Source organism: Perlucidibaca aquatica, from assembly GCF_001676655.1.
In the GTDB taxonomy this organism is placed as follows: Bacteria; Pseudomonadota; Gammaproteobacteria; order Pseudomonadales; family Moraxellaceae; genus Perlucidibaca; species Perlucidibaca aquatica.
In genome coordinates this window covers 236,807-261,010 of the sequence record NZ_LZDB01000001.1, presented here as the reverse complement: position 1 = coordinate 261,010, position 24,204 = coordinate 236,807, and the positions used below count along the sequence as shown (strand labels likewise).

At 57.2% G+C, this 24,204-nt stretch carries 25 protein-coding genes, 1 tRNA gene and 1 other RNA gene; 11 read left to right on the top strand and 16 right to left on the bottom strand.

Translation table 11 applies throughout. The features are described 5' to 3' along the window. Positions 1-16 precede the first annotated feature (16 nt). The 4 genes from A8710_RS01300 (at position 17) to A8710_RS01285 (ending at position 2,608) form a co-directional block, all read left to right on the top strand. Positions 17-1,006 carry a uroporphyrinogen-III C-methyltransferase gene (locus tag A8710_RS01300; RefSeq protein WP_157686233.1) on the top strand — a complete coding sequence of 330 codons (990 nt, stop codon included), beginning with the start codon at positions 17-19 and terminating at the stop codon, positions 1,004-1,006. After that, positions 1,003-1,302: a hypothetical protein gene (locus tag A8710_RS01295; protein ID WP_068857626.1), complete on the top strand. Its 300-nt coding sequence runs from the start codon at positions 1,003-1,005 to the stop codon at positions 1,300-1,302. Before A8710_RS01300 ends, A8710_RS01295 begins: the two co-directional genes overlap by 4 nt. A 38-nt stretch (positions 1,303-1,340) precedes the next feature. Next, positions 1,341-1,416 (top strand) — tRNA-Phe (locus A8710_RS01290). 133 nt (positions 1,417-1,549) lie between these two features. Further along, positions 1,550-2,608 carry an AraC family transcriptional regulator gene (locus A8710_RS01285; protein ID WP_068857625.1) on the top strand — a complete coding sequence of 353 codons (1,059 nt, stop codon included), beginning with the start codon at positions 1,550-1,552 and terminating at the stop codon, positions 2,606-2,608. Here the strand turns inward: A8710_RS01285 and A8710_RS01280 are convergent. Next, the gene (locus A8710_RS01280) at positions 2,533-3,819 is read right to left on the bottom strand and encodes an MFS transporter (RefSeq protein ID WP_068857624.1); all 1,287 of its coding nucleotides are present in this window, start codon (positions 3,817-3,819) and stop codon (positions 2,533-2,535) included. The genes A8710_RS01285 and A8710_RS01280 overlap by 76 nt on opposite strands. Positions 3,820-3,870: 51 nt before the next feature. On the opposite strand from A8710_RS01280, the gene A8710_RS01275 reads away from it, so the two are divergent. Beyond that, on the top strand, positions 3,871-4,788 hold the full coding sequence (locus A8710_RS01275) for a DMT family transporter (protein WP_082968629.1): 918 nt from the start codon (positions 3,871-3,873) through the stop codon (positions 4,786-4,788). Positions 4,789-4,848: 60 nt separating this feature from the next. Here the strand turns inward: A8710_RS01275 and efp are convergent, their stop codons facing one another. Genes efp through lgt form a run of 5 tightly spaced genes read right to left on the bottom strand, consistent with a single transcriptional unit; the run spans position 4,849 to position 8,809 of the window. Further along, positions 4,849-5,415: an elongation factor P gene (efp, locus tag A8710_RS01270; protein ID WP_068857623.1), complete on the bottom strand. Its 567-nt coding sequence runs from the start codon at positions 5,413-5,415 to the stop codon at positions 4,849-4,851. Between the two features lie 31 nt (positions 5,416-5,446). After that, on the bottom strand, positions 5,447-6,592 hold the full coding sequence (gene earP / locus A8710_RS01265) for an elongation factor P maturation arginine rhamnosyltransferase EarP (RefSeq protein WP_068857622.1): 1,146 nt from the start codon (positions 6,590-6,592) through the stop codon (positions 5,447-5,449). Positions 6,593-6,625: 33 nt separating this feature from the next. Beyond that, entirely contained in the window at positions 6,626-7,201 is a 576-nt protein-coding gene (locus tag A8710_RS01260; RefSeq protein ID WP_198341584.1) for a dihydrofolate reductase, read from the bottom strand. Beyond that, positions 7,198-8,013 carry a thymidylate synthase gene (locus A8710_RS01255; protein WP_068857621.1) on the bottom strand — a complete coding sequence of 272 codons (816 nt, stop codon included), beginning with the start codon at positions 8,011-8,013 and terminating at the stop codon, positions 7,198-7,200. Before A8710_RS01255 ends, A8710_RS01260 begins: the two co-directional genes overlap by 4 nt. A 1-nt stretch (position 8,014) precedes the next feature. Continuing rightward, complete coding sequence (gene lgt, locus A8710_RS01250) at positions 8,015-8,809, bottom strand: prolipoprotein diacylglyceryl transferase (RefSeq protein ID WP_068857620.1); 795 nt, start codon at positions 8,807-8,809, stop codon at positions 8,015-8,017. A 94-nt stretch (positions 8,810-8,903) separates the two neighbouring features. Between lgt and A8710_RS01245 the strand changes: the two genes are divergently transcribed. Next, positions 8,904-9,653, top strand: a complete 750-nt coding sequence (locus tag A8710_RS01245) for an NRDE family protein (protein ID WP_068857619.1) — start codon at positions 8,904-8,906, stop codon at positions 9,651-9,653. On the opposite strand, the gene ptsP is transcribed toward A8710_RS01245, so the two are convergent. Continuing rightward, positions 9,646-11,928, bottom strand: a complete 2,283-nt coding sequence (gene ptsP / locus A8710_RS01240) for a phosphoenolpyruvate--protein phosphotransferase (RefSeq protein ID WP_068857618.1) — start codon at positions 11,926-11,928, stop codon at positions 9,646-9,648. The two genes, A8710_RS01245 and ptsP, sit on opposite strands and share 8 nt — an antisense overlap. Positions 11,929-11,956: 28 nt before the next feature. Further along, positions 11,957-12,454 carry an RNA pyrophosphohydrolase gene (gene rppH / locus A8710_RS01235; RefSeq protein WP_068857617.1) on the bottom strand — a complete coding sequence of 166 codons (498 nt, stop codon included), beginning with the start codon at positions 12,452-12,454 and terminating at the stop codon, positions 11,957-11,959. A 137-nt stretch (positions 12,455-12,591) separates the two neighbouring features. Between rppH and A8710_RS01230 the strand changes: the two genes are divergently transcribed. Continuing rightward, positions 12,592-13,251 (top strand): histidinol-phosphatase, encoded by a 660-nt coding sequence (locus A8710_RS01230; protein WP_068857616.1) that lies wholly within the window; start codon positions 12,592-12,594, stop codon positions 13,249-13,251. Here A8710_RS01230 and A8710_RS01225 read toward each other — a convergent pair. From A8710_RS01225 to A8710_RS01190, 8 genes are all read right to left on the bottom strand, one after another. Beyond that, entirely contained in the window at positions 13,235-14,041 is an 807-nt protein-coding gene (locus tag A8710_RS01225) for an SDR family NAD(P)-dependent oxidoreductase (RefSeq protein ID WP_068857615.1), read from the bottom strand. The genes A8710_RS01230 and A8710_RS01225 overlap by 17 nt on opposite strands. 15 nt (positions 14,042-14,056) lie before the next feature. Continuing rightward, complete coding sequence (locus tag A8710_RS01220) at positions 14,057-16,333, bottom strand: DUF3604 domain-containing protein (RefSeq protein ID WP_068857614.1); 2,277 nt, start codon at positions 16,331-16,333, stop codon at positions 14,057-14,059. Then, on the bottom strand, positions 16,330-17,370 hold the full coding sequence (locus A8710_RS01215; RefSeq protein ID WP_082968577.1) for a HupE/UreJ family protein: 1,041 nt from the start codon (positions 17,368-17,370) through the stop codon (positions 16,330-16,332). The genes A8710_RS01220 and A8710_RS01215 overlap by 4 nt, the downstream gene beginning before the upstream one ends. Beyond that, entirely contained in the window at positions 17,367-18,221 is an 855-nt protein-coding gene (locus A8710_RS01210) for a peptidyl-prolyl cis-trans isomerase (protein WP_068857612.1), read from the bottom strand. Before A8710_RS01210 ends, A8710_RS01215 begins: the two co-directional genes overlap by 4 nt. A 126-nt stretch (positions 18,222-18,347) precedes the next feature. Beyond that, positions 18,348-18,953: a 5-formyltetrahydrofolate cyclo-ligase gene (locus A8710_RS01205; RefSeq protein ID WP_068857611.1), complete on the bottom strand. Its 606-nt coding sequence runs from the start codon at positions 18,951-18,953 to the stop codon at positions 18,348-18,350. Between the two features lie 6 nt (positions 18,954-18,959). After that, a non-coding RNA gene (gene ssrS / locus A8710_RS01200) (6S RNA) lies at positions 18,960-19,142 on the bottom strand. A 62-nt stretch (positions 19,143-19,204) separates the two neighbouring features. Then, positions 19,205-19,519 (bottom strand): cell division protein ZapA, encoded by a 315-nt coding sequence (locus tag A8710_RS01195; RefSeq protein WP_068857610.1) that lies wholly within the window; start codon positions 19,517-19,519, stop codon positions 19,205-19,207. Between the two features lie 37 nt (positions 19,520-19,556). After that, entirely contained in the window at positions 19,557-19,766 is a 210-nt protein-coding gene (locus A8710_RS01190; RefSeq protein WP_068857609.1) for a TIGR02449 family protein, read from the bottom strand. A gap of 72 nt (positions 19,767-19,838) precedes the next feature. Between A8710_RS01190 and A8710_RS01185 the strand changes: the two genes are divergently transcribed. Genes A8710_RS01185 through A8710_RS01170 form a run of 4 tightly spaced genes read left to right on the top strand, consistent with a single transcriptional unit; the run spans position 19,839 to position 24,200 of the window. Next, positions 19,839-20,426 carry a UPF0149 family protein gene (locus A8710_RS01185; protein ID WP_068857608.1) on the top strand — a complete coding sequence of 196 codons (588 nt, stop codon included), beginning with the start codon at positions 19,839-19,841 and terminating at the stop codon, positions 20,424-20,426. A gap of 3 nt (positions 20,427-20,429) precedes the next feature. Beyond that, positions 20,430-21,764 carry a Xaa-Pro aminopeptidase gene (pepP, locus tag A8710_RS01180; protein WP_068857607.1) on the top strand — a complete coding sequence of 445 codons (1,335 nt, stop codon included), beginning with the start codon at positions 20,430-20,432 and terminating at the stop codon, positions 21,762-21,764. Next, positions 21,761-23,011: a 2-octaprenyl-6-methoxyphenyl hydroxylase gene (gene ubiH / locus A8710_RS01175; RefSeq protein ID WP_068857606.1), complete on the top strand. Its 1,251-nt coding sequence runs from the start codon at positions 21,761-21,763 to the stop codon at positions 23,009-23,011. The genes pepP and ubiH overlap by 4 nt, the downstream gene beginning before the upstream one ends. Beyond that, positions 23,004-24,200: an FAD-dependent monooxygenase gene (locus A8710_RS01170; protein WP_068857605.1), complete on the top strand. Its 1,197-nt coding sequence runs from the start codon at positions 23,004-23,006 to the stop codon at positions 24,198-24,200. The genes ubiH and A8710_RS01170 overlap by 8 nt, the downstream gene beginning before the upstream one ends. Positions 24,201-24,204 lie beyond the last annotated feature (4 nt).

The window sequence follows — 24,204 nt, the reverse complement described above, 5'->3', positions numbered from 1 at the left end:
AACATAGGGAATGCACATGGTGGGTAGCAACAGTCGGCAATCGTTAGTGACGGCGGTGTCTATTAAGCGACCGTTAACGCCGGGCTTTAAGGTATTGCTCAGCATCGTAGCGATTTTGGCGATTGCAGCCGCAGCGGTGGCCTGGCATAGCGAAAAACAACACCGCCGCGCCAAGCAGGCGGTAAAAGTGCTGAGCGCCGAGCATGGCGAGCTGAGTAAGCAAATGTCGGTGTTGCGGACCGAGGCCGGGCTTAATAAAGAAATGCTCAAGCTCCAACAAGCGCGTTTGGATAGCCTGTTGGCACAGGGCCCGCAAGTACGTCAGCGCTGGCTCACCAGTCGCGTAGCAGACAGTGTTGCAGTGGCCGAACAGGCGCTGCTCATTAATCATGATGCGGCACAGGCCCAACAAGCCTTGTTAGCAGCGGATCGACTCCTGGCGGGTCAAGCAGACGTTTCATTGATGCCGTTACGACGCGCCTTACAGCAAGACTTGAGCGTGCTCTCCGGACTACCGCGTGTGGATGTGGCCGGTATTTATCTACGTCTGCAAAACTTGGATCGCCGCGTCACCACACTGGCGCTGCCTCGCGAGGCTGGGCGCCAAGTGCCGCAAGTAGTGAATGCTCAAGATAAAATGGAAAATCTGTGGCAGCAGGGCTTAGCCAAGTTTCGTGCCCTGATTGTGATTCGCCAGTATGACGAGCCCTTGCAGCCGCTTTTGGACGCCTCGCGACTCCAGCTGCTGCGCGATCAACTGAGCCTGCTGATCAATCAAGCCGAACTGGCTCTGCTGCGTGGCGATGGCGTGGTTTATCGCGCCGCCTTAGAAACGTTGAGTTTGCGTGTGCAGCAACAACTTTCGGCACTACCCAGCGCGACCCTCGTGCCACTCCTCGATGAGCTGGCCGCCTTACAGGCGCTGCAAGTGCAACTGTCGTTGCCCTCGCTGAGTACACGCGCCGCGCTAGATGTGCTCATGCAAACAGCGGAGACGCGACTGTGAGCCGGCATTTGGGTGCGCTCTTCAGTATCTCGGTGCTGCTGATCTTAGTGGCAGTCGCACTGCGACAAGATCCCGGTTATGTCTTAGTCAGTTGGGGCACGACCTCGGTTGAGCTGAGTCTCACGCTGGCGGCTTTATGCTGGTTTGCCAGTCTGTGGTTTGTTGTGCAGTTAGTGCTCATTGAGCGCTGGTTGCTTCGCCTGTGGCGGCGTAATTGGCCAGGTTTCCCCGGCGCCTCTGCCTTAAAGAAGGTAAAAACTTCAGAAAAACCTACGCAACCCTCCACCAAGGCTTGACGCATCCACTTTGCCCCGCTTTAATACGCCCCTCCCGTGGCCGGGTAGCTCAGTTGGTAGAGCAGCGGATTGAAAATCCGCGTGTCGGCGGTTCGATTCCGCCCCCGGCCACCATTTATTTTTGTGCATAGAGCCTCAGCGAAAGCTGTGGCTTTTTGCATTCTGGGCAGGATGAATTTCAGCGCTGGGCTTCGGCCGTTTTGCAGGGTATATTTTCCGCGAAATCGGTCATTGGAGGCCAGTGGCAATGACCACGGCGCGCAGGTTAACGGAAGAAACACTGTCGGCCCACTATCTCTTGCTGCTGTGTCAGCATTTGCACACGCGCGGTATTAGTTCTGAGCAGGTCTTGGCAGGTACGGAGCTAGGCTTAGCGGAGTTGGAGCAGCCTAATCGTCAAGTGCCTTTAGCGCTTTGCCTAAAGGTCTTTGCCAATACTCAGCGACTGCTGCCCGACCCCGGACTCGGGCTGCACCTGGGGCAGTTGTTAAATATTCGCAGTCACGGCTTTTTAGGCTATGCCGTGTTGTCCAGTCGCACCATCGGTGAGGCGACCGATCTCGCGGTGCGTTACTTCCGCACACGCACTAGCTTGTTAGAAATTCGGCTGTTTCGCGAGGGCGAAATGGCGGTCATTCAGCTGGATGAGCGGGTGCCCTTAGGGTCCATCAAAGTCATGGTCCTCGATGCGCTTATTAGTCTGTTTATGGTGTGCGGACAGCAAGTGACTGGTCGAAAGTTCAATGCGGAAATTCGCTTGAGCTACCCAGAGCAAGCTCATCACGCCGAGTTACGTGCCCAGTTGGGTGATCGCCTGAGTTTCGACTGTGCGTTCACTCAGGTGCGATTTCCCCGTGCTGGTTTGCAGATGCCCTTGGGCCTGCCGGATCCCCAATTGCTGGCGATGGCGAAGGTGCAGTGCGAGGCAGAGTTACAGCGTCTCCATGATGAAGGCGGCCTGCTGCCGGATGTTCGCCGTATCACCAAGCTGCGTTTAGCTGAAACCGCTACGCTGGAGTCTGTGGCAAATGATCTGCACCTGTCGCCGCGCACCTTACGCAGACGCTTGGCTGAGTTAGGCACCAGTTTTCAAATGATTCTGGAGCAGTTACGGCGAGGCCGCGCCGTCGAGCTGTTGCTGCACAGCGGTTTGTCGGTCGATCAGATAGCCACGGAGTTGGGCTATCTCGATCCATCCAATTTTGGACGTGCCTTTCGCCGCTGGACGGGTCAGTCGCCGCGCGCGTACCGCACTGCGCGACTGTTAAGCCCCAGCAACCCCAAGGCACCCGCCAGGGCGATATAAGCGCCAACAGCCATCAGCCCCCAATGGGTAGCCAGCCATGTGGCGGTAAAGGGGGCAATGGATGCGCCCAGAATACCCGCGAGATTGAAGGCCAGTGACGAGCCGGTGTAACGCACATGGGTAGGAAATAAATCGCTGAGCAGAGTGCCCAAGGGGCCGTAGGTAAGGCCCATGCAGGTGAAGCCTAAGGCTAGAGTGGCGAGCACGCCGGCGATATGGCCCGATCCAAAGAGCACCGAGAAGCTGGCACCAAAGAGAATGATGATGATGGCGACCCAGCGCATGGTCACGGGCCAGCCAAAACGGTCGGCACAATACGCAGAAACCGGAATGGCTAGGGCAAAGAACACCACGCCAAAGAGCTGAAATTTTAGAAATTCCTCGCGGCTGTAACCGAGCTGACTGGTTCCCCAGCTCAGCGTAAACACCGTCATCAGGTAGAAAATCACAAAGGCGCTAATGGCGATAAGCGTGCCAGCGAGCATGGCAGCTTTGTGATCTTTGAACACCTTGACCAAGGGCACGCCCACGGCCTCTTGCTTCTCTTTTGCCGCCAGAAAGGCTGGCGTTTCGGTGATGCGTAAGCGCACATAGAGACCGACCAAGACCAGCAAGCTACTGGCAAGGAAAGGAATGCGCCAACCCCACGACATAAAGTCCTCGCTACTGAGCAGGCTAGTCAGCAGTAGGAACAGGCTGGTCGAGAGAATAAATCCAATGGGCGCGCCGAGCTGGGGAAACATGCCATACCAAGCGCGTTGGCCGGGTGGTGCGTTTTCGGTGGCCAGCAGAACGGCGCCGCCCCACTCCCCGCCGAGGCCGAGGCCTTGCCCAAAACGGCACAGGGCCAGCAGTAATGGTGCCCAGACCCCTATCAGTGCATAGGTGGGCAAGAGACCAATGGCAACGGTAGATAGGCCCATGGTTAACAGCGCAACCACGAGAGTGGCTTTACGGCCTAACTTGTCGCCGTAATGACCAAAGACGGCAGACCCTAATGGGCGAGCAAAAAAGGCGATGGCAAACGTGGCCAGCGACTGTAGCGTCGCCGCCGCAGGGTCATCGGCCGGGAAAAATAAAATGGGAAAAACCAGAACGGCGGCCGTGGCATAAATGTAGAAATCAAAAAACTCGATGGTGGTGCCAATCAAGCTGGCAAAAAGCACCCGATTTTTTGGGGTAACTTCTTGTGTTGATGGAAGCGTTTGCATGATGACCTGCCGTAAACTGTTCGTTCTGCATTATGGCATTTGGGGTTTCTTGTGGCGCTATCGAACGCACGAAAGGCCGATATCTTATTGATCTTGGTGACACTACTCGCGGCCATGAGTTGGCTGTTCTCGAAAGAAGCTATTGGACTGATGCCGCCCTTTTTATTTATGGCCGTGCGCTTCTTATTGGCGGGGCTGTTTCTAGCACTTTGGGGCTTACCGCAGCTGCGTCGATTGAATGCCTTGCAGTGGCGCCGGAGTTTGCGCGTCGGCTTGTGCTTTGCTGCGGGGATGAGCGTGTGGATTTTGGGCTTGTTTCACGGCACGCATGTGGGGGAAGGCGCATTCCTGACCAGCTTAGGGGTAGTGCTGGTGCCCGTCATTGGCCGCTGGGTGTTTGCTGAGCAGGTGCCGGTGAGTACCTGGGTCGCCTTGCCTATTGCGGCCGCAGGCCTTGCTTTGCTGTCCTTGCACGATGGCTTCACGCTGGCTTCGGGGCAGTGGTATTTCGTGCTGGCAGCGGCGCTCTTTGCGCTCTATTACACCCTCAACACGCGCGCGGCCAATCATCGAGCGAGTCATGCGGAGGGTGCAGTGACTAAGGTGCCAGCCTTAGCTTTGACCACCATTGTCATGCTCACGGTGGGTGTGGTGACCACCGTATTATCAGCAGTTTATGAACCTTGGCTGCCAACGCTAAACACGGTGAGTGGCACGTTGGTGATGTGGGTACTGGCCAGTGCTTTGCTAGGCTCGGCTGCCCGCTTCTTAATTCAAACCTACGCGCAAAGCCTGTCCTCACACAGTCATGGCGTGGTCATCATGATTGTAGAGCCGGTCTGGACGGCGTCGCTGGCGGCAATCTGGTTAGGTGAGCGCATGACATCGCAGCAGCTCGCCGGTTGCGTCGTCATCTTGCTGGCCTTGTTAGTGAGCCGTGCGTGGCCATCGGCCTCGGCATCTGCATAAACGAAAAAACCGGCACAAAGGCCGGTTCTTTCGAGTCTTGCAAAGCTGCTTAGGGCGGCATTAGCCCTTGGCGCGGCACTTGAAAGTGGCATCGCGCGTATCAATTTCGATGCGCTCGCCAGATTCGATGAAGGCGGCAACCTGCAGCTCGAAACCGTTGTTCAGCTTGGCCATTTTCATGACCTTGCCGGACGTGTCGCCACGAGCAGACGGCTCGGTGTAGGCCACTTCACGGACGATGGTGGTGGGCAGTTCTACGGAAATGGCCTTGCCCTGATAGAGCACAACTTCGCAAACATCATCCATGCCTTCTTCGATGAAGTTGATGGTGTCGCCTAGGTTTTCTTTTTCCACTTCGTACTGTTCGAACTCTTCGTCCATGAACACATACATGGGGTCAGCGAAGTAGGAGTAGGTAGCCTTCTTCTGTTCCAAGATGATCTGATCGAACTTGTCGTCAGCCTTATAGACCGATTCCTGCGCTTGGGCAGTAAGCAGGTTCTTCATTTTCATCTTAACGACAGCGGCGTTACGACCGGACTTGTTGTACTCGGTCTTGATGACGATCATGGGCTGGCCATTGATGTCGATCACGTTGCCGGCGCGGAATTCCATTGCGGTTTTCATCGTGTGCTTCCGAAAATAGTGGAGTGCGGGATTATTTTGGCCGCGATTCTACCCGATCTGCATAAAAACGCATCAGTTGCGTAGCGAGATCGGGTTGCGTCAATAAATGGTCTCGCCAGTTTCGCATGGCGTTACGGATGGCGGGTAAGTCGGCCAGCAACTGTGCCCAGTGATTTTCGGGTGGAGCGCTAGCGGTCTCGGCGTGGCAATTCCATGCCGCTAACGCCTGTGACCAACTGGGCGGCAGTGGCGTGCCGGACGCTGCAGCGATGCGCTCTACCCGTGCTTGCCAGGCAGCCAGTTTGATTAAATGCGCTTCATCTTCCTGCGGATAAATATGCCAAAGCATGGGCGCACCCGCCCACTGGGCGCGCACAAAGGAATCCTCACCGCGCACCAAATTTAAGTCGCTGCGTGCCAGGAGGTGATCGTAATCGGCATGATCGAGCAGGGGTAAAACATGGATGCTGAGCGCGCCGCGCTGGGCGGTATCGCCAATGGCGAGCGGCTGGCCTAGCCAGGCGCTGACGTCGGTCAGTGCGCGGCCGGAGAACACAGAGAGCGTGGTTGCAATGGAGTCGCTAGCCAGCGCCGTTAATAGCCCGGCAATAGCTTGGTTCTCATAGCTAAATAATGAAATATGCCGACCGATTTTTGGCTGCTCATGAACCTTAGCGAACAGATGCATTTCAGACGGACTACGCAGCAGCCCGCCGGTTGCTGGCGAAAACCCCGGGAACCAGAAAACCTTTTCCATCCCCGTTTGCGGATGCGTAGACGCCATGCCATGACAGCCTTCGACCCAGTCTTCCGCGCTGAGATATTCCAGATTGATCCAGACGGGTGGCGGCGAACACGCTGCCATGGCGAGGATGTAGCTCTCCGGCAAGTGACAGGCAAAGCCCTCAATGACGAGGTCGGCCGGCGCAGCTGCGGGAAAATCCGAAGACCAATGCTGGATGGTGATATCGCCCAAGCGTTGCACTGGCCGCTTGGGGTCAAGCGCGGGTGCGAGGTGTTGAAAGCTGCTTAGGTCATCGACGAAGAGTGTCACGGCCACAGCGTGCGCATGCGCTAAGTGCCGCGCTAAGCGCCAGCAAACACCGAGGTCACCATAGTTGTCGATGACGGTGCAAAAGATATGGCAGCGTAAGGGCTGGCCGCTGACCGTAGTCACACGCTTTCAGCTCGATGACCGTGTGGACTGCAGTTAATCGCGCTCATAAACCACAAAGCTAAACCAGAGATCACTGGCTTCATCGTGATGCCGTTCGCGGCTGGTTTCGCGCCATTGGCCACGGTCAAACTCGGGGAAAAAGGCATCGCCGTCTACCGTCGTTTCCACTTCCGTGATGTACATGCGCGAGACCTGGCTCAGCGTTTGCGCGTAGATTTCCGCGCCGCCGATGATCAGTGCTTCGTCTTGGGCGTTCACCACCGCCACAGCCTCGGCCAGCGCCAGTGCAGCTTCCAGAGAGTGCACCAGGCGGATGCCAATGGGGCCGTCCCACGTGGGGTTGCGTGTGACCACGATATTGGTGCGATTCGGCAGCGGTCGCCCCAGCGAGTCATAGGTGGTGCGACCCATAACAATGGCTTTGCCACTGGTGATGCGCTTGAAATATTGCAGATCGGCGGGTAAGCGCCAGGGCAAATTATTGCCTACCCCAATGCAGCGATTTTCAGCCATGGCAACGATGAGCGCGAGTCGCACCGTATCGTCCGGTAGCGTGGCGTAATCATCTCCGGCGGTGCCGGTCAGCATGTGATCACTAGGCTGGCTCATACGGCCACCTTGGCAGCAATGTGTGGTTGGGGGTCATAACCTTCCAGCGTGAAGTCCTCAAAACGGAAAGCAAACAAGTCGGTGACCTCAGGGTTAATGCGCATGACCGGCAAGGAGCCGGGCTGGCGTGTGAGCTGTAAATCGGCTTGTTCGACATGGTTGCTATAGAGGTGGCAGTCGCCGCCGGTCCAAACAAAATCACCGGGTTGTAAGCCGCAGACTTGCGCCACCATGAGGGTTAAGAGCGCGTAGGAGGCGATATTGAAGGGTACGCCCAGGAAAATATCGGCACTGCGCTGGTAAAGCTGGCAGCTGAGCTTGCCAGGCTCGCCCGGCACGGCGGAAGGAGCAACATAGAATTGAAACAGGGCATGGCAGGGAGGTAGCGCCATTTCATCGACCAAGGCCGGATTCCACGCACTGACTATGAGTCGGCGGGAGTCGGGGGTGCGTTTAATCATGTCCACGACGTTGGCGATTTGATCAATATGGCGGCCATCCGGTGCTGGCCAGGAGCGCCACTGGTAGCCATAGACGGGGCCTAAGTTGCCCTGCTCGTCGGCCCATTCATCCCAAATACGTACGCCGTTTTCTTTTAGGTAACGGATGTTGGTGTCACCGCTCAAGAACCACAGCAGCTCATGGACGATGGATTTCAGATGCAGCTTTTTGGTGGTCAGCATGGGAAAGCCGTCAGCCAAATTGAAGCGCATCTGATGGCCAAATACGGAGTAAGTGCCGGTGCCCGTTCGGTCGGTTTTAAAGCTGCCTTCATGGCGCGCGCGCGCCAAAAGATCGAGATACTCTTGCATCTTATTTCACCATCGCCGTTTTGCGATAAGCCAGTAGCATGAGCACAACACCCGCCACAATCATGGGCGCGGTGAGCATTTGCCCCTTGGTCATCCAATCAAATAAGACAAAGCCTTGGTTGGCATCGGGCTCGCGGAAGAATTCAACCGTAAACCGCGCGCAGCCATAGCCAATGAGGAAGAGCGCTGAGGCTGCCATGCGGGGTCGTGGCTTCAGCGTAAACCATACCATCAGGATAAACAGGACTAAGCCTTCCAAGACGGCCTCGTAGAGCTGTGAGGGATGACGTGCCAGCGCATCAACATGGGGAAATACCATGCCCCAAGCGAAGTCGGGGTCGGTGACGGGGCGACCCCAAAGTTCGCCGCCGATAAAATTGCCGATACGACCAAAAAATAGTCCAGGTGGCGTAATCACCGCCAGCAAATCGGTGATTTCTAACCAAGGCGTTTTGTACTGACGAGCAAACACAACGCCAGCAACCAGAACGCCCAAGAAGCCGCCGTGGAAGCTCATGCCGCCTTCCCAAATACGGAATAGCCAGAGCGGATCGTTGAGGAAGCGATCAAAGCCGTAGAAAAATACGTAGCCGATGCGGCCGCCAAGAATCACGCCCATGGCGCCGTAAAAAATCAGGTCGGCGACTTGGTCCTGCGACCAGCCCATGCGTTTGGCGCGCCACAGGGCTAGGCCGTAGGCCGACGCAAAACCGAACAGGTACATGAGGCCGTACCAATGGATTTTTAGAGGCCCTAAGGCGAGAGCAACGGGGTCAATGTGGGGGTAGATCAACATAGTAGGCTCATAGATTCAGCATCACGAAGTTGAAAAGCGCTGACGCATCATAGCTGTGTCGGGCATGATCAGCGAGCCTCTTGGGAGATGACACATGTGCCTTTTAGCCTTTCATTGGCAACCACAATCCGACCTGCCGCTTCAGGTATGGGCTAATCGCGACGAATTTTTAGCGCGCCCAGCGCAGGCAACGCACCTCTGGCCTGAGGCGCAGACCGTGCTGGCTGGGCGTGATTTACAAGGCGGCGGTACGTGGATGGGCGTCACGCTGCACGGCCGATTTGCGGCGCTGACGAATGTGCGCGATCCAAGCATGCCGGCGGCTGCGCGCTCGCGGGGCGAGTTGGCGGCAGCGTATCTGTGTGGCGACCTGACTGCAGCTGCGTTCGCACAGCAGGTTCACGCCGAGCGTGAGCGCTACGGCGGATTTAACCTGTTATTGGCAGATGCCGATACGCTGTGGTGCGTCGGCAGCCATCAGCCCGAGCCAACGGAAGTCGCCGTCGGTTGGCATGGGCTGTCCAATGCCACGCTCGATGCCCCTTGGCCGAAACTGATGCGCCTGTTGGACGGCGCGCAGGCGCTCACCGAGCGGCAAGTGAATGTGCCGGAAGCCCACCTCGCCCTGCTAGCGGATACAACGCCCGCGCCGGACACCGAGCTACCGAACACCGGCGTGGGGTTAGCGATGGAGCGCGTGTTATCGCCCATTTGTATTCGTACGCCCGCCTATGGCACGCGCAATTCCACTTGGCTGCGGATTGCGCGCGACGGCGTGTATTGGCACGAACAGGACTATAACGAAGGGCGGCATCATCGGTTCGAGCTGACGCGCCTTAGTTAGTGCGCGCCCCTTGCGGCCGAATCAAATCGATCAGTCCCAGCGCGGTTAACTTCGCTTCAACGGTGGCCCGAATCTGCGCGGGGTTGTCGTAGGCCAGCACTTCATCGAGCAGTAATTTGGCCTCGGTGAGAGGTGTCATGCACACAGTTTTGCGGACTTTCAGCAGATTGCTGGCGCTCATCGACAGCGAATCAAAGCCCATGGCCATGAGCAAAATCGCCGTGCCCGGATCACCTGCCATTTCGCCGCAGATGCTCACCGTCTTTCCCACGCGATGCACTTCGTTAACGACATAACGCACGGCGCGTAGCACGGAGGGGTGATACGGCGAGTACAGGTCGGCCACGCGCGTGTTGTTACGATCCACCGCCAGCAAGTATTGGGTTAAGTCGTTAGAGCCAATGCTGACGAAATCGGCGCGCTGAGCCAGGTCGGCAATTTGAATCACCGTGGCAGGCACCTCAACCATCACGCCGATGCGTGGCAGCGACACCTCGAATTCGCCCTCTTCTTTCAGCTCATGCACGGCACGATGAATCAGTGCCACGGCATCGTCGACCTCGCCCACCGTGGTGACCATGGGCAATAGAATTTGCAGGTTATTTAGGCCGGAAGCCGCTTTCAGCATGGCGCGAACCTGCACCATGAAAATTTCCGGGTGGTCGAGCGTGATGCGAATGCCACGCCAGCCCAGCGCGGGGTTGTCTTCCTCAATGGGGAAGTAGGGCAAATCTTTGTCGCCACCGATGTCCAATGTGCGCATGGTGACGGGTTTGGGCGCAAAGGCTTCGAGCTGCTGACGGTAAATCTTCCGTTGCTCCTCCTCGCCAGGAAAGCGTTCGCGCAGCATGAACGGAATTTCCGAGCGATACAGGCCAACCCCTTCAGCGCCACGATCTTTCGCGCGCGCCACGTCGGCCATCAGGCCCGTGTTCACACAGAGCGCCATGGCATGGCCATCGGGGGTGACGGCTTCGCGCTGTTTGTAGGCATCGAGGCCGGCAACGAGCTGTTGCTCTTCGCGGATGATTTCCTTGTAGCGCTTACGCAACACGCGTGAAGGGCGGACAAAGACGCGGCCAAGGTAGGCGTCGACAATCATCTCGGCGTCATCCAGCGAAGTGACCGGAATGTCGCTAACGCCAACCACGGTCGGAATGCCCAACGCACGCGCTACGATGACCATGTGCGAGTTCGCCGCACCGGTGGCGGAGATTACGCCGCAGACTTTATCTAACGGGGCTTCCAGCAACATGGCCGTGGAAATGTCTTCACCGACCAAGATGCTATTTTCTGGGAATTCGCGGGTCTCTTCGGACTCTTGGTCCTGCAGTTGCGCCAGCAGGCGCAGGCCGAGATCGCGCACATCTGACATGCGCTCACGCAGATAGGGATCTTCCATGGCCGAGAAGCTTTGCATGTGCTCATCGATGACTTCTCGCAAAGCACCTTGAGCCCAATTGCCGGCTTCGATACGTTCGGCAATCTCGCCTCCCAACGCGTTGTCGTCGAGCATGCGCAGATAGACATCAAACAGTGCGCGCTCTTCTGGCATGAGCGTGCCTGCCATGCGCAGGTCCAGCGTCCTCACTTCCTCACGGACCGCTTCTAGCGCCTTCTCAAGCAGGGCCAATTCGCTATCAATGTCATCCACCGCGCGATCAGGCACCTGTTCTAGATCGGCTTTCGGGTAGAGCACGACGGCACGCCCGAGCGTGACGCCCGTGGCGCCGGTAATGCCCTGATAAATCTGCGTGGGCGTGGCGCGGGAGCCACGCACCACTTCCAGTTGACCCATGACTTTGGCATGCGCCACTACGCCGGAGAGCTGAGCAGACAAGGTCACCAAAAACGCGACTTCACCTTCGTCAAAGCGGCGGTTTTCCAACTGCTGCACCACGAGAACGCCCAAGACCTTACGGCGATTCATGATGGGCACGCCGAGGAAGGCGTTGTAGCGCTCCTCGCCGGTTTCCGGGAAATACACATAGCTCGGATGCGTGGCGGCATCCTGCAAGTTGATGGGCTCTTCGCGGGTGGCGCAGAGGCCGACCAAACCTTCGCTGAAACCGAGACTGACCACGCCGATAGACGCTGGATTAAAGCCTTCGTTGGCCATCAGCACTAAGCGTTCGGTGCGGTCGTCGAGCAAATAGACGGAGCACACTTCGGTGTCGGTGGCTTCGCGCACGGACGCGACCAGCACATCGAGAGCGGCCTGAAAGCTGGGCGCGTTGTCCACTTCTTGGACGATGCGACGCAGGACTTCCAGCATGCTCGGTTCGGTCGGCGTTATGGGCATATCAACCTACCAACGCAGAACTGTTTTGAACGGGCAGGCGCGGTAGCAGTTCCTTAAGTGCGCGACGATAGACTTCGCGTTTGAAAGACACCACCTGATCCAGCGGATACCAATAGCTCACCCAGCGCCAGCGGTCGAATTCGGCCGGCTTCTGGCAATCCAGCTTCACATGCGACTCCGGCCCCACCAGTTGCAGCAAGAACCAACGCTGCTTCTGGCCGATGCAGATCGGCGGCTTGTCGTGGCGAATAAAGCGGCGCGGCAGGCGGTAGCGCAGCCAGCCGCGCGACTGCGCCAGGATTTTCACATCCTGCGGTTGCAAGCCAATTTCTTCGTGTAATTCGCGGTACATCGCCTGCTCCGGCGACTCGCCATCGGCGATGCCGCCCTGGGGAAATTGCCACGCGTCGTGGCCGTAGCGCCGTGCCCACAGAACTTGTCCGGCGGCATTGGCTACGATGATGCCGACATTGGGTCGGAAGCCATCCTCGTCAATCACGGTGATTCCTTAAAAAACAATTTGTTATTGCTGCCATTACTACCTGACGCCCCGAAGCGGGGCAAGCTAGACGGCGGATTTTTTCGTTATCTGTGGGTATCATCGCCATTTTCCGCCCCCCCTTGGAGCATCTCGCGATGACGCTGGCCCTATTTGATCTTGATAACACCTTGCTGGGCGGCGATTCCGATCATGCGTGGGGGGAGTTCTTGGTGTCACGCGGGCATGTCGATGCCGAGGCCTATCGCCTGGCAAACGATGGTTTTTATGCCGACTACCGTGCTGGCACACTCGATATTCGGGCTTTCTGTGAGTTTGTTTTCGCGGTGCTGGCTCGAAATGAGCCGGCAACGTTGAGGCAATGGCGCGATGAGTTCATGGCCGAGTGCATCACACCCCTGTTATTGCCGAAAGCATTTGACCTGCTGGCGAAGCATCGCGACATGGGCCACACGCTGGTCATCATTACCGCGACAAATCATTTCGTCACTGAATTGATTGCAGAGCGCTTAGGCGTTGAGCACCTGATTGCAACCACGCCAGAGCAAACGCCAGATGGCCGTTTCACTGGCAAGCTCGCCGGCACGCCCTGCTTCCAAGCCGGCAAGATCACGCGTTTGCAGGCGTGGATGGACGAGCGCGGCGAATCGCTGGACGGTGCGTGGTTTTATTCCGACTCGCGCAACGATTTACCGCTGTTGGAGGTGGTGGCGCATCCGGTGGCGGTGGATGCGGATGAGACCCTCACCCGCATCGCACAGGAGCGTGGCTGGCCCTGTATCAGCCTGCGCGCATAAAGCGTTCGAGCACGGCCGGCGCCCAACGCTTCAGGGCACCAACCAGCACAGCTTCTTTGCCTATGCCGGCCACGGCCTCATTGCGCAGAATTGCCTGCAGCGTACGCTGAGCCACTTGCTCGGGTGTCAGCGACGTCTTCTCGAAGTCTTTGGCGACGCGCGCCCGCGCTTTCTCACTGCTTAGGCTGCCGACCATCTTCACTTTGGTTTGAATTGGCGTATTCACGAAGCCGGGGCAGATCACGCTGACGCCAATCTTGTGGCGATGCAGCTCCAGCCGTAATGATTCCGACAGGCCAACGACCGCGAACTTGCTGGCACTGTAGGTGCTCATGCCGGGTGCGCCGAAAAAGCCGGACACCGACGCCATGTTGACGACATGACCACCTTGGCCGCGCTCGATCATCTTCGGCACAAAGGCGCGAATGCCATAGACCACGCCCATCACATTGATGTCATGCAGACGCTTCCAGTCCGAGGGTTCAACTTCCCAGGTAAAGCCGCCCATGACCACACCGGCGTTATTCACCAAGATGTCGATGGCGGGAAATTGCGCATGTACCGCATCCGCTAGCGCTTGCATCTGCGCCTCATCACTGACTTCGGCAACATAGACCCAGGCCTTGCCCCCGGCGCCGATGCATTTCAGGCGCACGGCGTCGAGCTTGTCCTGATCACGCGCAGTCAGAATGACGGTTGCACCGGCACTGGCCAGCGCAATGGCAATGGCTTCACCAATCCCGCTGCTGGCACCCGTTACTAAGGCCACTTTGTTCTTAAAATTTTTCACGGTATTGCCTCGCTGTTATTTCAGTTTTTGTTCGTACCAGATGGGCGATGCCCAGGCACGCTCTTCGATGGTGTTAAAGGTGTTGCGGCCCTTAAAGCTGCCGGTAGTGCCGGTGGTTGCGCAGCAGCCTTCATAGCCGCTGAAGCCTGTGCTGGCCGGAAACATGCCATTGACCGGATTGAGCAGACTGCAATCAACCTTCTTATCGACATTGCACATGTACGACGACCAGCGGCAGGAAGGGACTTCGAGCGCACGGGCATAGTAATAGGCGTCTTGAGATGCATTGAACTCGGGGTCTTTCCAGATCGCGCAGAGCTGTTCGGGGTGATTGCCAATTTCAACGCTGCAGTCAGTCATTGACGGACGCTTCACCGTCTCTTTGGTGCGCGCCACATTCTCAAATACTTTGACACGGGGTTTGCCACTGGCATCGACATAGCCTTTAACGATGTCGATGCGCTGCAGGGGATAGTTCTCCGGATCCTGTTGTGCCCACACGGCGATCTGCGGTGCGCCTATCGCTGGTAAGGGCAGGTCGCCACCCATAAGCGCGCCCGGTGTTTCACCGAGGTCAACTGGGTTTTGCCCCGCGGCTAAGCGATCACAGGTATTGGCGGGGAGTTTCCAACCCCCAATCGAACGGATTTTGATGCGTGGCCCAGAAGTGCCCCAAGACTCACCCCGATGAATCGCATCCCAAATCTCGTTACGCTTGTTTTGGGTTGCCCAGACGCCGGTGAGTCCGCCTGGATTGAGGCTGCGGGCAAAGTCTTGAAACTTGCGCCCTACACACTTCGTGGGGTCGGCAGGATCACCGCCGCCGGTGCAATTCCAAAAGCCCAGCAACTCCTTGGGTTCATCGTCGAGAACACCGCCATGACCGACAAAGCCGCGCTCACCGACATTGCCGGAAATGCCGTTATGCGTGTCGGAGGCCGCCACAATATTGGCTTTGTAGGGGTTAATGCCCAAGGTTTTGCGAATAGCCAAGCCTTCGGCCATGGCGTTGCGGTAAAAGTCCAAAGCGCTAGTGCAATTGCCAGTGCCTGTAGCCGTCGGGTCACGGGACGGACGCGAGCGGCCATCGGGGCCCGGATTCAGGCAGGTATCAACAATGTTGTCGCCCAGGCTGCGGTGGTTACAGAAATTCGGGTCGGTGAGTGGGTCGCCTTTGCAAAATGTCGTGCAGGTTGCAGGATCATCCGGCCGCCCATGACAGACCGTTTTAAAGTTCTCGAACGTGCAGGCGGTCTCCTCGCCTTGTAGGTAGGGCCCTTCCACACCAACTGCGCATTCGGACTGACCCTTATGCTGTGTCATTTCAACCGCCACATCCATGCTGCGGCGCAAGCTGGCATCGGCCGCAGTCATTGGCAGATAAATATCGGTGGAATCAATTTTGCGACCCAGCGGAACGCCATTGGCCTCCATGGGAAGCCACATTCGGCCGTCCGACAAGTTCCCGTTGTGCGGGATGGTCAGCACGTCGCAGCCAGGAATGGATTTGCAGACGATCTTCAAATGATCGAAAAGATCCCAGTCATCATTGCCATTTTGCGGGTTGAGCGCCGTGTCTGGCCGTACCGCTGGAAATACGATGAGCGGAATGCGCGCGGTGTCGCCCTTAAAAATGACGTTTCGGTGGAACATCTGTGAGTTTTCATTCGAGGTGAATTCGTAGGCATGTAAGGTGGTGAACTTACAGGGGACGTACTCGTCATCGTTGATTTGTTTGGTGTTTTGCCAAGCAGAAATACTCGTAGGTGCAAACGCTACTAATGACTGCAGTAATTGCTGCTGAAGCGAGGTATTACCCGCCGCAATGTTGATCACATCATCGCGAATGCCTTTACCGATGCGCTCGTCACATTGCTTTTGCAGCATGCTGTTTCGTCCGCAGGTGTTCGAAAAGCCCCCCAAGAACTCGGCATGATCGGTGACGGCGTTGAAGTCCAGTGGGCGACCGATATTGACGGCGCGCGCCGGGGTATAGGGGTCGTCGCTGCCAAGGGCCGGTAAGTGGCCATCCTTCCCTTGAGCAAACTCATGGGCTGCGCGGGGGTCATTGGTGGCATTAAAGAAATACGCGTCGAGTGAAAATGCGGTGTGCGTATGCAAATCGCCAAAGTAGGCTTGCTTGCGGTTGCCACTGGCGCCAACACAGGGTTTGTCGTCGTTGGCCACGGGGGTATTCGGTGGATTGCTCACGCGAGGTTTTGAGGGCTGATCCTGACCGCAGGCACTCACCATCAACGTTAGCAGCACGAAGAGTAGGACTTGAGGTTTCATTGCAGGCCTCCCAGCGACAGGTATTGGTAGTGGGTGATTAGCCAGTCTGACGTGCGGTCAAGAAGCCAATAACACGCGATGCCACCCAAGGCGATGGCGGCCCCAGGTGAGAATGGATGGGTGTTGCCCCAACGAAAGCGCTTCATGCATTGCCAAAGCACCAGCACGAACGCGAGTTGACCTATTTCGACGCCGAGATTGAAGTAGAGCAAGGCCCAGGCCTTGGACTCTGCTGGTAGGCCGACTTCGCTCAGGGCGCCGGCAAAGCCAAAGCCATGGAGCAAGCCAAAGCCAAAGGCAACCCGCCACGGTTGGCGAAAACTGATGGAAGGCTGTGCGGGATCGTGAGTGAGTAGCTCATAGGCTAGTAACAGAATGCTGCCAGCGATGAGTATTTCTACCGGCTTGGGCGGCAAGCCCCAAACGCCAAATAAGGCCAGTGCCAGGGTTAGGCTATGAGCTAGGGTAAATGCCGTGATGGCGGCAATCAGCGTGGCTGCGCCTCGGCGTTGAGCGGCAATAATCAGCATCAGGCCAAAGACAAATAACAGGTGGTCCGGGCCTAGCAAAATATGACTAATGCCAATCAGCACGTAGCGGCTGAGCGATTGATCGGCGTGATGCTCGCCGTTGCCTAGGCGCCGTACCGGGTCATGGCGATCCATGGCCAGGGTTTCTTGGGCACCACTGGCAAAGTTGGCAATAACTAAGGCTTCCGGCATGCGCGGATCAAGGCCATGCAATTGTATGCGGGTGTTGGCTAGGCCGGACTGACAGTTCAATCGCCAGCGCCGCTCGATGGTTCCGCTGTCGCGCCGGGTATCAGCTAGACCCTGAATCTCGCAGCGATCATCAAATTGCGGCACTACCGAATGCGGAGTTTCTTCGCCCATTTGCGGTACGCGCAGCGTAGCGTCTGTCACGCCTTGAGCGAACTCATCGAAGCGCAGCGTGACCGTTTTCAACTCATGCGCTTGGCTAGCGAGACTGAGCAAAACTCCACTAAGTAGGCAAAGCGTTCGCGCTAACCGGCTCATGATTCGACCGTATCGAAATGAACCCGGTAACGCGCCTTGATCTCGTTCAAAGCTTTTTGCAGAGCAAGTCGTTCTTGCTCCTGCCGGTAGTCCGTCAGGACTTGCTCGCGAACGTCATCTAATTGCACCGGTTGAAAGGCGGAGCGGCCAATGACGCGAACAAAATGCAGGCCAAGATTAGAGGCGATGGGGCCTTGCCAGCCCGCCTCGGTGATAGCAAAAACCGCTTGAGCAAAGTCTCGACCAAAGTCATTTCGTAAGCTGACTAAGCTGGCGTGATGAAAACTTAAGCCACTGACAAAAGGGTCGCTTAATCGTTGCCAATCGGTTGGGTGTGCCAACAGTTCAGCGTGGATTTTGCCCGCTACCGCTGGTAACGCCTGCCCCTGTTTGCCACGACTCAAAAAGACTTGCTCGAAATCTATGGCTGCAGGCGTGCCATAGCGTTGCGGGTGCTTATCCAGCCACTGTTGCAGGTCTTCGTTAGAAACAGATGTGGTTGCTGTGCGCTGGGTTAACAGCAGGCGCATTTTTTGTGCGAGCTGGCGACGAACAATGGTGTCAGAACGATCCAGATTAAGTGCCATGGCTTCGCGATAGAGCATTTGCTCATCTAGCCAGAAGGCCAGTTTAGCCTGTAGCTCTTCCGGGCTGGGTGGGCGGCCATGCTCAGCCTGGAACGCCTGGCTAAGCGCCAGTTGTTGGGCGCTGGAGACATGAATGGTGTACTGATCGTCTGCGTAAGGCTCGGAGATGCCTTGGATTAATCGATCGATGCCGAATAGCACAAGGCCAAGCACGATGAATATCGTCAGCGGAGAGCGACGTGCGTGTAGAAGTAAAGCGTGCATGGATTCAAGCCCAGTGGAGCACGAGAACTCACCGTCATGGCGGGAGTGTTTTTATTAGAGTGCTTTGAGGCTAACAGTCCGAAATCGCAGAAACAACCGCTGTCAGATATTCATAAAAGCGCGGGCTTACACCACGATGAGCGCATCTACTGCGCGGTCCCAGCTTGCTTTAGGCAGGCTGGCGACGTGTTGGCAGGCATGGGCAAGGCCCATCGTGTGCGGACGGCGAGGTGATTGGCTGAGCTTGGCAAGTAGCCTGTCGTAATAGCCTCCGCCCATGCCTAAGCGATTGCCCTGAGCGTCAAACCCAACCAAGGGCATCAATACGATATCTAAAGCCTTGGCGGAGCGGGACTGACGTGAGATGGGCTCGGCAATACCATAGGCGTTCCGACGCCAGCCCCGTCGTGCATGCATCGCAGGGGCTTTAACAAAGCGCAAGCCGCCGCGATGCAATGAATGTGTGGGGGTGACGACCGGCAGCCAGAGGGTTTTCCCGTGGCGTTGGGCCCAACGCATAAAGCGAAGCGGATTTATCTCGCCATCGCTCGCAACATAGGCGGCAATGTGTTTTGCCTGTTGAATGCGGGGATTTTTTTGTAACGAGAGGCATAGCGTGCGCGCGGCAAGAGCTTGTTTTTGTGGGCCCAGTGCACGGCGTTGTTGCCGGAGTTGGCGTCTAAGCTGTTGTCGCTGTTGCTGAGTCGCGACGGATAGGGTGTCGCCTATCATCAGGAAGAGTTCTCCGAAGGTGCCGCTGTCCATCGTCACCCTTGAACCCAGCGGGTTCAAGGGGGATGCGGCGCAATCATTTAAGGCTTTCCGACGGGCGGACATGCACACCACGAAAGACGAACGCATCCCAAAGGATGTAGCATCGGCTCAGGGGCTCTGAAAGACTGGCGAACACCCCAGAGAGGCGATCAGTATAAAACAGCTAGGCGTAAATTGAACTGAACAATCTGTTATCAAGCGTCGTTCGCTTAGCGTATTTCTGTCTCAGAAGTTTCCGCAAGACCTGCTTCCATACGTTGCAATAACAGCGCTATATCGGCAGGACTCACCGCTTCACCCGAGGTTTGTTGGCGTAAGCTCAGCAATTCATGCGCAATGTTCAGGGCGGCAATGACGGCAATGCGCTCTAAGCCCAAGACTTTGCCAGAGCCGCGAATTTCGCGCATTTTGCGATCGAGGTATTGCGCGGCACGACGCAAATTGTCTTGCTCGGCCAAAGGGCTGGCAATTTTGTAGGCTTTGTCCAGGATGAAGACATCGAGGGTGCTGACTTCGGGATTCATGGCATCGCCTGTGAAAATAAATTAACGCGGGATTCGATTAAGACTGAGCTTCAAGCGCACGCAAGCGCAGAATAATGGCTTCAACACGGGCACGTGCCAGCTCATTTTTTCGCTGCAGCTCATCACGTTCGGCAAACAGATTCGATTGTTGCTGTTTGAGGTGCTGATTTTCGGCATGCAATGCACGCAGCTGTTTGAGCAGGGCATCTACTTGGCGAGAAATCGCGTGGAAGTCCTGTTCAAGCATGTCCGGTTCGCCGTGAAGTTGTCGAGCAGCTAATATAGGGCGATGCCCCCGCGATGCCAACAGGAGATTCCTATGCAAGCTGTAATTGTACCTACCCACGATACCTTGAGTTTGGCGCTGGATCAGGTGCAAGCAGACTGCTCGGCAGCCGAGCTGCATGGCGTGATGGTAGGTATGCTGGCGGGCGGTGCGCGAATGAATCGCAGTGCACTAATGAAGTCGTTGGAGGCTCATGCCGATGTAAGCACAGCCTTTGCTGACGAAATGATCGCCTCGCTTTGGCAGCTGCAATTGAAAACCCTAGAAGACTTGGGGGCAGATGACCTGCTTTTTCAGCCGCTGCTGCCAGACGATGACGACGACTTGAATTTGCGTGTGATGGCGCTGGCGGATTTTGCACGCGGGTTGCTGGCTGGCTTTGGTTTGGCGGTGCAAGCGAATAACCCTGCGCTGGCCGGTGAGATTGTGCGTGAGACGCTGCAAGATATCGTCAATATTTCTCAGCTCGACAGTGTGGATGAGCCCGATGAAGAGAGCGAATTGGCGTATGCCGAACTGCATGAGTTTGTTCGGCTCGGAGTGATTCACTTGTTTGAAGAGTTGGCTCCGCGCGAAGAGCATGGTCATGATGCGGTAGATCTCCCGCCAACGGTGCACTAAGCCATGACCGCGACACTGAAGTCCTTAATTTCCGCTACGGAGTTCGCGCACCGTCGTGCCCAGCTGATGAGCAAGATGGGGAGTGATGCTGTCGCGGTGGTGCCTGCGGCACTGCACTACCGACGCAATCGCGATACCGAATACCGTTTTCGACAAGACTCTGATTTTTACTACCTCAGTGGGTTTGCTGAGCCGGAAGCGCTATTGGTGCTTTTGCCCGGCAGAGCAGAGGGCGAGTTCGTGCTTTTTTGTCGGCCTCGTGATCGCGAAATGGAAATTTGGAATGGCTACCGCGCCGGACCCGAAGGCGCAGAAAAGGATTTTGGCGCGCAGCAAGCATTTCCTATCGCGGAGCTGGATGAGCGCCTGCCGGCGTTGTTGGCGGGGCGCGATCGTGTCTATGCGCCCATGGGTGTTCAGCCCGATTTTGATCAGCGCCTGTCGGGCTGGCTGAGCGCTGTCCGCGCCAAAACGCGCGCCGGTGTTCGAGCCCCCAGTGCCTTGCATCTCTTGGATGCCGTGCTGCATCCCCTGCGCTTGATTAAGTCCGATGCTGAGATTGCCATCATGCAGCGGGCGGCGGATATCAGTGCCGAGGGCCATCGTCGTGCCATGGCTTGGGCGCGGCCCGGACGCTACGAATATGAGCTCGAGGCTGAGCTGCTGCATGCGTTTACCCGGCAGGGTTGCGCTGCCCCAGCCTACGGCAGCATTGTGGGCTCCGGCGCTAACGCCTGCACTTTGCATTACGGTGAAAATGACCGACGCATGCAGGATGGCGACTTGGTACTGATCGATGCGGGCGGAGAGTTAGATCATTACGCTGCCGATATCACGCGCAGCTTCCCGGTGAATGGCCGCTTCAGTGCCCCGCAAAAAGCCCTTTATGACGTCGTGTTGGCTGCGCAATTGGCCGCGATTGCCACCGTGCGGCCGGGAGCCAGTTGGCAGGCGCCTCACGATGCTGCCGTGCGCGTGCTTACACAGGGCTTGGTCGAGCACGGTTTATTGCAAGGCAGTGTAGATGACCTGATTCAAAGCAACGCGTTCCGCCGTTTCTATATGCACCGAACCGGGCATTGGCTGGGCATGGACGTGCATGATGTGGGTGATTATCAAGTGGATGGTCAGTGGCGTCCGTTGATGCCGGGCATGGTGCTCACGGTTGAGCCCGGTCTTTATGTCGCGCCCGACGATGAAACGGTGGCTGAACATTGGCGGGGCATCGGCATTCGTATTGAAGATGATGTGGTGGTCACGGCTCAGGGTCATCATGTGTTGAGTGCGAATGCGCCCAAGACCATTGCGGAAATTGAAGCACTGGTGGGTACGGCATGACGGCGCTCCCGACGCAGGCGGACATCGCCATTATTGGTGGCGGCATGGTCGGCGTTACTTTAGCGCTGATGCTGGCTCGTGAGCTGCCGCAGTTGCAGGTGGTGTTAATTGAGGGGCAACGTTTTCCGGCGCTTGATCTGAGCCAGCCCCTGCCCTACACCGCAGGCTTTGACGCGCGTAATACCGCGTTATCTCGCCGGACGGTTCAAGCATTTACCGACTTGGGTTTATGGCAGCAGCTACAGCCGCATGCCACACCCATCCATCAAATTCATATTTCCGATCGGGGCCATTTCGGTTTGTCGCGCCTGCGTGCCGACGAAGAGCACGTCGAGAGCTTTGGTCAGGTCATGGAGAATGCCTGGCTGGGTGTTGTTCTCCTGGCTGCACTGAAGGCCTGCCCCTCGGTGACCTTGTGTGACGGCGTGGCAGTCACGGCGCTGGCAACATCGGCTGAGTCAGCGACGCTGACGCTGCAGCGCGGCGATGATGAGCCCACGACTTTACGTGTGCCGCTGGTGGTGGCTGCGGATGGCACGCAGTCACGCAGTCGTGAGTGGCTGGGTCTGGGCGCGCGCTGGCACGATTACGGCCAAACGGCCTTGGTCACCACCATCGCCACCTCCTTGCCCCATGAACATATTGCCTTTGAGCGCTTTACGGCGGACGGGCCTATTGCGTTGCTGCCGCTGCCGGATGCCCGTGATCAGCCTGCTCAAACGCGACGGTCCTTGGTGTGGGCCTTAAAAACCGAAGCAGCACAACGCGTGCTGGCGCTATCTGATGCAGCGTTTTTAGCGGAGTTTCAGCAAGCTTTTGGTCGTCGTGCAGGACGCTTTACCCGCGTGGGTCAGCGTCATGCTTATCCCTTGCAACTCATGGTCGCGCATCAACAAACCGTGCCGCGTGCGGTGATTTTGGGCAATGCTGCGCATAGCCTGCATCCCGTGGCGGGCCAAGGCTTTAACCTGTGCTTGCGCGATGTGCTGGTGCTCGTTGAAAGCCTGAGGGAGGCGACGCTTGCAGGGGCCGACTTAGGAAACGCCCAGCACTTGCAGGCGTATGAAGCAAAGCGCACGGCAGATCAGCAGCAAATTATCCGCTTCTCAGACAGCCTCGTTCGTGGCTTTTCCAATGCCAACCCGCTGTTGCAGCTGGCGCGCAATATCGGCTTATTAGGGTTTGATTTATTGCCCGGTGCCAAGCCGCTAGTCGCTCGATACGCCATGGGGTTAAGTCATGTCTGAACGTGTCGATGTGTTAGTTGTGGGTGGCGGAATGGTGGGCAGTGCCTTTGCGCTGCTGCTGAAACAGGGTAGTCCTGCGCTTAATGTGGTCGTCGTAGATGCAGAGCGCAGTGAAATGCCGGCGCCGGAAGCGAATTTTGGTTTGCGGGTATCCGCGCTGAATCAAAGCAGCGAAGCGGTTATAGCTCAGGCAGGTTGTGCGCAAGGCTATGCTCAGTTGCGTCAGTGCCGCTTCCAGCATATGCAGGTCTGGGATGCTGATGGCACCGGCCAGGTGCGCTTTAGTGCGGCGGATATTCAAACGACGCATCTGGGCACATTGGTCGAGAATGCCGCCGTTCAGGCGCTGCTCATGCAAGCGTTGGGCGATAACTTGCGGGTCGCCCGAGTGCAGTCGATACAGCGTCTGCAGCAAGGTTGGCAGGTGACTTTAGATGATGGCAGCGTCATAGAGCCTGCGCTCTTGGTCGGTGCCGACGGAGCACTATCGCGCGTTCGCGAAGCGGCCGGCATCAGTACGAGCGTGCAAGACTATGGACAGCACGGCTTGGTTTGCACGGTACGTACAGAAAAGCCCCACGACGCCACCGCATGGCAGCGCTTTCTCCCTGAGGGGCCCTTGGCTTTCCTGCCCCTCGCCGACGCACATCAATGCTCTATTGTGTGGACGCTGCCAACTACTCAGGCTGAAGCCATGCTGGCCGCGTCACCCAGTGACTTCGAGCAAGCCTTGGCAAAAGCCTTTGAAAACACCCTGGGCGCGGTCGAGTTGGTCGGCCCGCGTGCGGCGTTTCCTCTGGTAGCTAGGCATGCGGAGCGTTACTGCGAGCCGGGCTTGGTGCTCATTGGTGATGCCGCCCACAGCATTCATCCTTTGGCGGGTCAGGGGGTGAATTTGGGTTTCCTCGATGCGGCATCGTTAGCACAAGAATTACTGGCTGCGCTTCAGGCGGGGCTGCCTATTGGCCATACACGGGCATTGCGTAAATACAGTCGCCAGCGGCGTGGCCATAACGCGTTGCTGCTCAATAGCATGACCGGTTTTGAATGGTTGTTTGCTCAGCAATCACCGGCGTGGCGGGTCTTACGCAATCTGGGGATGCGTCATTTTGACAATAACCGTTTGCTAAAACAGGCAGTTATGAGCGTGGCGATGAAACCGGCAGGGGTGCATACTTCCCTCCAATAAAAAT